General features: G+C 68.6%; 8 protein-coding genes and 1 tRNA gene. 8 read left to right on the plus strand and 1 reads right to left on the minus strand.

What is annotated here, in order from left to right; genetic code table 11:
• The coding region (locus tag AC1D2K_RS27395) for a purine-cytosine permease family protein (protein ID WP_478092596.1) at window positions 1-1,050 on the plus strand (1,050 nt) is incomplete at its 5' end.
• Here the strand turns inward: AC1D2K_RS27395 and thiD are convergent.
• Window positions 995-1,840 carry a bifunctional hydroxymethylpyrimidine kinase/phosphomethylpyrimidine kinase gene (gene thiD / locus AC1D2K_RS27400; protein WP_478092597.1) on the minus strand — a complete coding sequence of 282 codons (846 nt, stop codon included), beginning with the start codon at window positions 1,838-1,840 and terminating at the stop codon, window positions 995-997. The two genes, AC1D2K_RS27395 and thiD, sit on opposite strands and share 56 nt — an antisense overlap.
• 139 nt (window positions 1,841-1,979) lie before the next feature.
• Here thiD and AC1D2K_RS27405 point away from each other — a divergent pair, with 139 nt between their 5' ends.
• The 7 genes from AC1D2K_RS27405 to AC1D2K_RS27435 all read left to right on the plus strand — a co-directional run.
• Entirely contained in the window at window positions 1,980-3,077 is a 1,098-nt protein-coding gene (locus AC1D2K_RS27405; protein ID WP_478092598.1) for an FAD-dependent oxidoreductase, read from the plus strand.
• 5 nt (window positions 3,078-3,082) lie between these two features.
• The gene (gene thiS, locus AC1D2K_RS27410) at window positions 3,083-3,280 is read left to right on the plus strand and encodes a sulfur carrier protein ThiS (RefSeq protein WP_478092599.1); all 198 of its coding nucleotides are present in this window, start codon (window positions 3,083-3,085) and stop codon (window positions 3,278-3,280) included.
• 11 nt (window positions 3,281-3,291) lie between these two features.
• Window positions 3,292-4,110, plus strand: coding sequence for a thiazole synthase (locus AC1D2K_RS27415; protein WP_478092600.1), 819 nt, complete (start codon window positions 3,292-3,294; stop codon window positions 4,108-4,110).
• The gene (locus AC1D2K_RS27420) at window positions 4,107-5,024 is read left to right on the plus strand and encodes a thiamine phosphate synthase (protein WP_478092601.1); all 918 of its coding nucleotides are present in this window, start codon (window positions 4,107-4,109) and stop codon (window positions 5,022-5,024) included. Before AC1D2K_RS27415 ends, AC1D2K_RS27420 begins: the two co-directional genes overlap by 4 nt.
• 102 nt (window positions 5,025-5,126) lie before the next feature.
• Window positions 5,127-5,202: transfer RNA gene (locus AC1D2K_RS27425), tRNA-Asn, on the plus strand.
• Between the two features lie 177 nt (window positions 5,203-5,379).
• A complete protein-coding gene (locus tag AC1D2K_RS27430) occupies window positions 5,380-5,562 on the plus strand; it encodes a hypothetical protein (RefSeq protein WP_478092603.1) in 183 nt (60 codons plus the stop codon).
• A 272-nt stretch (window positions 5,563-5,834) separates the two neighbouring features.
• Window positions 5,835-6,425 (plus strand): (4Fe-4S)-binding protein (locus AC1D2K_RS27435; protein ID WP_478092606.1); only part of this gene is annotated, 591 nt, incomplete at its 3' end.

Consider the following 6,425-nt stretch of genomic DNA (forward strand, 5'->3'; position numbering starts at 1 on the left):
ACCTACGGCAGCGCCTTCGCGCGCCTGCCGGTGATGCTCAACATCGTGCAGCTGATCGGCTGGACCACCTTCGAAATCGTGATCATGCGCGAAGGCACCCAGGCGATCGGCGGCCAGGCCTTCGGCGGGTCGCTCGGCGGCCCCCTGGGCACGGTGCTCACCACGCTGCTGTGGGGCGCGGTGCTGCTGGCCCTGCTCGCAGGCTCGATGGTCAAGCTGGTGAGGCGATTCGTGAGCCGCTTCGGCCTGCCGCTGGTGGCGCTGTCGCTGGCCTGGCTGACCTGGCAGTTCGCGACCCGGCTTCATGCCAAGGGGCTGGAGGCTTTCTGGTTGCGGCCCGGCGACGGCAGCATGGGCATGTTCGGCGCCCTCGACCTGGTGATCGCGATGCCGGTCTCGTGGCTGCCGCTGGTGGCGGACTACGCGCGTCACGGCAAGCGCAGCACGGGCGGTCTGGGCGGCGCCTTCAACGGCACCTGGATCGGCTACGTGCTGGCCAACATCTGGTGCTATGCGCTCGGCGTGATGGTGGTGAGCGTCGCCGAACCCGGCACCAACCTGGTCGCGGCCCTGCTGCTGGCGCAGGGTGGCCTGGTGGCGCTGGGGCTGATCCTGATCGACGAGCTCGACAACGCCTACGGCGACGTGTACTCAGGCTCGGTTTCGGCCCACAGCCTGCAGCCGCGCTGGAGCGTGCGCCGCTGGGGCCTGCTGCTGGCCTCGATCTGCATCGCCTTCGCACTGGTGCTGCCGATGCACACGCTCGAACCCTTCCTGCTGCTGCTGAGCTCGGTCTTCGTGCCGCTTTACGGCGTGATCCTCGGACGGCTCGGCACCGGCAACGCACCGGTGCCGGTCGGCACGCGCCGCGTGGACCTGCCGGCGGCCGCGATCTGGATTTCCGGCATCGCGATCTACCACGCCTGCGCGGCCTGGGCCCCTCAGTGGGGCTCGGCGCTGCCGACCCTTGCGATCACCTTCGCGCTGGGCTGGATCACGCGCCAGTCGACGGCAGGCGGACGCTCGGCACTGGCGCAAAGCCGTGGTTGAGGGGACCGTGCCCCGCGCCGACTTTCACATCCGCCCCCGCCGCCATGGCGGCGACCACGTAGCCGCGCGCGCGCTCCACCGCCTGCGGCAGCGCGAATCCGAGCGCCAGGTGGGCGGCGATGGCCGACGACAAGGTGCAGCCGGTGCCGTGCAGGTTGCGGCTCCGGATGCGGGTCGAGGCCAGCTGCAGCCGCTCGCCGTCGGCCTCGGCCAGCAGGTCGACCACGTCGTCGCCCGGCAGGTGGCCGCCCTTGAGCAGCACCGCGCGGGCCCCGAGCGCGAGCAGTTCGCTGGCGGCATCGTCGAACGCATCCACACCGTCGATCGCATGGCCGATCAGCAAGGCCGCCTCGTCCAGGTTCGGCGTGACCACCACGGCACGCGGGAACAATTCGCGCACCAGCACCGCCACCGTTTCGGCGGCGATCAGGCGGTCGCCGCTGGTGGCGATCATCACCGGGTCGAGCACCACGTTCGGCAGTTTGTAGTGGTCGATGGCCCAGGCCACCACTTCGACGATCTCGGGCGCATGCAGCATTCCGAGCTTGACCGCGTCGACGCCGATGTCCTCGACCACCGCCTGGATCTGCGCCTTGAGGAACTCCGGCGGCACGCCGTGAATGCCCGACACGCCCAGCGTGTTCTGGGCGGTCAGCGCGGTGATGGCGGTCATCCCGTAGCAACCCAGCGCCGAGAAGGTCTTCAGGTCGGCCTGGATGCCGGCGCCGCCGCCGCTGTCGGAACCGGCGATCGAGAGTACGCGTGCGTAGCGAGAGAATGCAATGGTCATGTTGAAAATTATCGAGCAGGAAGGCTCCTCCCCAGGTTGCCCGCACGTCGTGTCGGGCGCCCACCCCCTACCCGGGGCAGCCCCGGCGGCCCGGCAAAGCGGGTTCCGCGGTGTTCCTGGAACGGGCAGCGAGATGGCGATGCGTGAAGCACTGCCCTTCCGCTCAGCCGCCGTGCTCGGCGCCGGGCTCATGGGGCGCCTGCTCGCGCTGACGCTGGCGCAGGCGGGCTGCGAGGTCGACCTGTTCGAGGCCGGCGGACCGGAGGCCGAAGGCGCGGCCGCGCGGGTCGCCGCCGCCATGCTCGCGCCGCTCGCCGAATCGGCCGTGGCGCCGCCCGCCGTGGTCCGAATGGGGCACTACGCACTCGACCGCTGGCCGGCGTTGATCGCGCCGCTGGCCGCGCCCGTGTTCTTCCAGCGCGAGGGCACTCTGGTGCTGTGGCACCGCCAGGATGCCGCCGAGGCCGCCCGGCTCAAGCGCGTGCTCTCGCACACCGGCGAGCTGGTGCCCGAGCTGCCCGCCATGCAGGTGCTCGACGCTGCCGGCATCGAGGCCGCCGAGCCTTCGCTGGGCCGGCGCTTCGCGCAGGGCCTGCTGCTGCCCGATGAAGGCCAGCTCGACAACCGCGCGCTGCTCGCCTCGTTGCTCGCCACCTTGCAGGCACTGCCGAAGGTGCGCCTGCACTGGCATTCGCCGCGCACCGTCGACGACTTCGCGCCCGGCGGGCCGGGCCAGCCCGATCGCGTGATCGACTGCCGCGGCCTCGGCGCCAAGCCGCAGTGGAATGCCCTGCGCGGCGTGCGCGGCGAAGTCATCCGCGTGCACGCACCCGAAGTGACGCTGAGGCGGCCGACGCGCCTGGTGCATCCGCGCTATCCGCTCTACATCGCGCCCAAGCCCGACCACCTGTTCGTGATCGGCGCGACCGAGATCGAATCGGACGACATGTCGCCGGCCAGCGTGCGCTCCACGCTCGAGCTGCTGAGCGCCGCCTACGCGGTGCACAGCGGCTTCGCCGAAGCGCGCATCGTCGAGATCGCGACCCAATGCCGGCCGACCCTGCCCGACAACCTGCCGGCCGTGCGCCAGCTGCGCCCGAAGGTGATGCAGATCAACGGCCTCTACCGCCACGGCTTCATGATCGCGCCGGCGATCCTCGACGTCGCAATGGAACTGCTCGCGACAGATTGCTCCGCGCTCGCCGGCCGCTTCGGCCTCGCGACCCGCCTCGAATGACATCCATGAACCTCCGGATCAACGACACGCCCTGCACGCTGCCTGCCGACGCGAAGGTGGCGGACGCCCTCGCGCTCATCGACGCCAAGCCGCCGTTCGCGGTGGCCGTCAACCGCCAGTTCGTGCCGCGTTCGAACTACGCCTCGCATGCCCTGCAGGCCGACGACCGCATCGAAGTGATCCGCCCCGTGACGGGCGGMTGAAAGAGAAGACCATGACCCTTGCCTCCGCCAACGACCCGCTCGTCCTCTACGGCCAGAGCTTCCAGAGCCGACTGCTGCTGGGCACCGCGCGCTATCCATCCCCCGACGTGCTCGAGGCAGCCGTCCGGCGCGCGCAGCCCGCGATGCTCACGGCGTCGCTGCGCCGCCAGACCGCGACCCCGAACGGCAGCGGCAGCGACAACGGCTTCTGGGACCTGCTGCGCCGGCTGGGCGTTCCGGTGCTGCCCAACACGGCCGGCTGTCACAGCGTGCAGGAAGCCATTGCCACGGCCCAGATGGCGCGCGAGTTGTTCGACACGCCCTGGATCAAGCTCGAACTGATCGGCGACGACTACACGCTGCAGCCCGACACGCTGAACCTGGTCGACGCCGCATCGCAACTGATCCGCGATGGCTTCCAGGTGCTGCCCTACTGCACCGAGGATCTGGTGCTGTGCCAGCGCCTGGTCGATGTCGGCTGCCAGGCCGTGATGCCCTGGGCCGCCCCGATCGGAACCGGCCGCGGGCCGGTCAATCCGTATGCGTTGCAGGTGCTGCGCGAGCGGCTCGCGGTGCCGCTGCTGGTCGATGCCGGCCTCGGCCTGCCCTCGCATGCCTGCCAGGTGATGGAGTGGGGCTACGACGGCGTGTTGCTCAACACCGCGGTGGCGCTGGCGCAGGACCCGGTCGCAATGGCCGGCGCGTTTGCCGATGCCGTGCAAGCCGGTCGCTGCGCCCATCACGCCGGCGCGATGGCGGCGCAGGATTCGGCCCAGCCGAGCACGCCGGTGCTGGGCACGCCGTTCTGGCATCACGCGTCTTCCCAATGACCCCCATGACCGACTCCCCTTCCATCGCGCGCGCCATCGTTGCGGCGCATGGGTCGCGCTTCGGCGAAGCGCCGAATGCAACCGCATCGTTCTCCTCGGACGACGTGCTCTACCAGGGCGTGAAGCAAGCCTGCGCAACGCTGGGTTTCATCGACATCGACGCCGAGTGCCTGGCACGCGCGTGGCGAGCGCAGACCGATCGCAGCGGCAACTTCGATCCCGAAGCCTGGCCCGAATCGCCAGCCGATTTCGGGATGCGCCCCTTTCCGCCGACGACGCGCGACGATGCGTTTCCGCCCTGCCCGACGAAGCTCGGCCTCTATGCGGTGCTGCCCGATGCGCACTGGGTCGCACGCATGGCGCGCGCCGGCGTGCCGACGGTGCAGTTGCGCTTCAAGTCCGACGATGCAGCAGCCATCGAGCGCGAGGTGGTCGCGGCGGTCGAGGCGGTGCGCGGCACCGGCGCCCTGCTCTTCATCAACGACCATTGGCGCAGCGCGATCGCGGCGCGCGCCTACGGCCTGCATCTCGGACAGGAAGACCTCGATGCGCTGACGCCCGAGGAACTGAAGACGATTCGGGCCTCCGGCCTTCGCCTGGGCGTCAGTACCCACGGCTACGCCGAGATGGTGCGCGCCGATGGTGCCAGCCCGAGCTACATCGCGATGGGCGCGGTGTACCCGACCACGCTCAAGCGGATGGCCACCGCGCCACAAGGCATCGCGCGACTTGCCGCTTACGCGCGCCTCATGCACGGCTATCCGCAGGTCGGCATCGGCGGCGTCGACGAGCAGCGCATGCCCGAGGTGCTGGCGACCGGCGTCGGCTCGGTAGCCGTGGTGCGTGCCCTGGTGGCCGACCCGGAACCCGAAGCGGCGGCGGCCCGTTTGATGGCGCTCTGCAACGGCGCTTGAGCCCCCGCGCGTCACGACCTTCAAAAAAAGTTGGAGAAAAATGTCGATTCGATCGGCGTCGGCCAAAGAGCCCAAAAAAGGACGCTATAATCTGAGGCTTGTTCCTCGATAGCTCAGTTGGTAGAGCGCCGGACTGTTAATCCGTAGGTCCCTGGTTCGAGCCCAGGTCGAGGAGCCACTACACGCCGCAAGGCCACTGGATGCCCCGCTACTCAAAAGGTAGCGGGGCATTTTCATTTGTGGCACCTTATTTGGCAATCGCCAAACATCCAGTGTGATGAGCCTCCGCGAAGAAGGCCGTCCAGCCCCTGGGCTACTTCGGCAGGGCGTGGCGATCAGGGATTTGGATTGACCGATGAATATGACTGACGAAATGCTCGTGGCCGCGATGAAGGAAGCGGTCAAGCAGGGCCTGGTGCCCAAGCACGCGGCCGACGACGAGGCCTACCTGAAGTACTGGCAGGCCGTCGAAGCGGTCGTGCGCGCAACGCTTGAGGCTGCCATCCGTTCCCGGCTGGAGGAAGACTCCGCCACGTAGGCTATGCAGCCGCGCAGGGACAACCAACGCGGCGGTTGATTGGGGTTCTCCACCAGCCCCGTGGACAGCCCTGTGGAAAACTGCATGCGAAACGTCGGGAATCGACTCCAGATGGGGCTTCCAACGCGATGCCTCAAAAACAGGCACTGTGGCGCCCGGACCGATTCGACTCGCGATGAGGTGATAGACCACGTCGTCCTCTCGGGGCCTTGTACGCGGGCTGGCGTCCGCGCACACTTGCGGCAGACCTTAAGGCCTGGAGGACTTGCAAGATGAAGCAGCACCCGGTCGCGGTCGTCGCGGATGGAGCGGGGAGCCATCCCTCTCCGGCGAAGACAAGACCCTGCATCAAGCTGTCGCGCAATGGGCCCTGTCTGGTCACCGTCGACGACCTGACAAACTCGAAGGGGGAGCGGCTCGATGGGTCGCACGGCATCGCGTTGTGTCGTTGCGGCGCGTCGAAGCGGAAGCCGTTTTGTGACAGCTCTCATATCCGCATCGGGTTTTCGGACGAGCGGCGCCCGGACCACACGCCGGATGGCGTCATGGACTACCCAGGCGCCGCCATCGTCGTGAGTTTCAACCGTCTCCAGTGCTCGGCGTCGGAGCGGTGTGCGAAAGCCCTGCCGCTGGTCTTCCGCGAAGGCCGAACGCCCTGGATCCAGCCGGATCAGGCAGACGCGGAGACCCTCATCGAGGTCGTTCGACGCTGCCCATCGGGCGCGCTTCGATACACACGCGATGGCCAACCCGGACCCAATGACGTGAATGCCCCGAGCATTCGTATCGCACGAAACGGCCCCTATGAAGTTCAGGGCTTTGATCTTGACACCGAGGCTTGGAGCGAAGGCGCCTCGCGTGAG

The organism is Variovorax sp. P1_H12_2, assembly GCF_056405335.1.